The organism is Nitrosospira multiformis (assembly GCF_003050865.1).
GTDB classification, from domain to species: domain Bacteria; phylum Pseudomonadota; class Gammaproteobacteria; order Burkholderiales; family Nitrosomonadaceae; genus Nitrosospira; species Nitrosospira multiformis_E.
This window is the reverse complement of the sequence record NZ_QAOK01000077.1, coordinates 1-1,313: the sequence shown is the minus strand read 5'-3', so window position 1 is coordinate 1,313 and position 1,313 is coordinate 1. Positions and strand designations below refer to the sequence as shown.

The window sequence follows — 1,313 nt, the reverse complement described above, 5'->3', positions numbered from 1 at the left end:
CTGGAGCAACTGGCCGAGCATCCGCAGCAGAGCCTTGGCAACATCGACATCCTCAGTGAAGCCGAGCGGGCGCAGCTTCAGATCTGGGGGATCAACGAGCAGCGCTATGAAAATGCGGAGCCCGTACACAGGCTGATCGAGCGGCAGGTTGAAGTTCAACCGGAAGCGGTTGCGCTGATCTTTGGCGATGTCGAATTGAGTTATGGTGAGCTGAATGCAAGAGCGAACCGCCTGGCGCATTGCTTGATCGGGCTTGGGGTTGGGCCGGAGGTCAAGGTAGGCATTGCGGTGGAGCGCTCGATCGACATGGTGGTGGGGCTGCTTGCCATCCTGAAGGCGGGCGGGGCATATGTGCCGCTCGACCCGGAATATCCCCAGGAGCGGCTGGCCTACATGGCGACAGACAGCGCCATGGGGCTGCTGCTGACGCAAAGCCGGATTCGATCACGCATTCCCCACTCCGGCCAATATCCGGTGCTGGAGCTTGACAGGCTCGACCTTGAGGATGAATCCGGCAGCAACCCGCAAGCCGCCCTGCATCGACACAACCTTGCCTATGTCATCTATACCTCAGGCTCCACAGGAAAACCAAAGGGCGTGGGGGTGGCGCATCATGCGCTGGCGGAACATGCCCAGGTAGCGGTAGGCTTCTTCGGCCTCGGTTCCACAGACCGGATGCTGCAATTTTCCACCATCAACTTCGACGGGTTTATCGAACAGCTCTTCCCCCCTTTGTGCGCGGGTGCGGCCATTGTCTTGCGCGGCCCGGCGCTGTGGGACAGCGAGACTTTCTATCGCGAACTGATCGAAAAGCGCATCACGGTTGCCGATCTTACAACCGCCTACTGGCTCATGCTGGCGCAGGATTTTGCCAGAGGTGGCTCGCGCGACTACGGCCTGTTACGCCAAGTTCATGCGGGTGGTGAGGCCATGTCGCCTGAAGGACTCAAAGCCTGGTGTGAGGCGGGACTCGACGGGGTGACCCTGCTGAATACCTATGGTCCGACTGAAGCCGCTGTAACCGCGACCGTATCGAATTGCAGCGATTATTCGCAGGGTAACGATGAAATATCCGTCCAGGTACCCTCCCAAGTGCCCATTGCGCCCATTGTCCCCATCGGTAGTCCGCTTGCCGCCCGTCATATCTATCTGCTGGACGCCAACCTGACTCCTGTTCCCCCTGGAATTCCCGGTGAGCTGTGCATAGGAGGCGAACTGCTCGCTCGCGGCTATCTCAACCGGGGAGGCCTGACTGCTGAGCGTTTCATAGCCGATCCCTTCGATGAGACAGGCGGGCGGCTCTACCGCACAGG

1 protein-coding gene is annotated in these 1,313 nt (G+C 60.0%); it reads left to right on the top strand.

Going from position 1 to position 1,313, the window contains the following annotated elements; all coding sequences use genetic code 11:
• On the top strand, positions 1-1,313 hold a 1,313-nt coding region (locus C8R21_RS15520; RefSeq protein ID WP_146162529.1), incomplete at both ends, for a non-ribosomal peptide synthetase.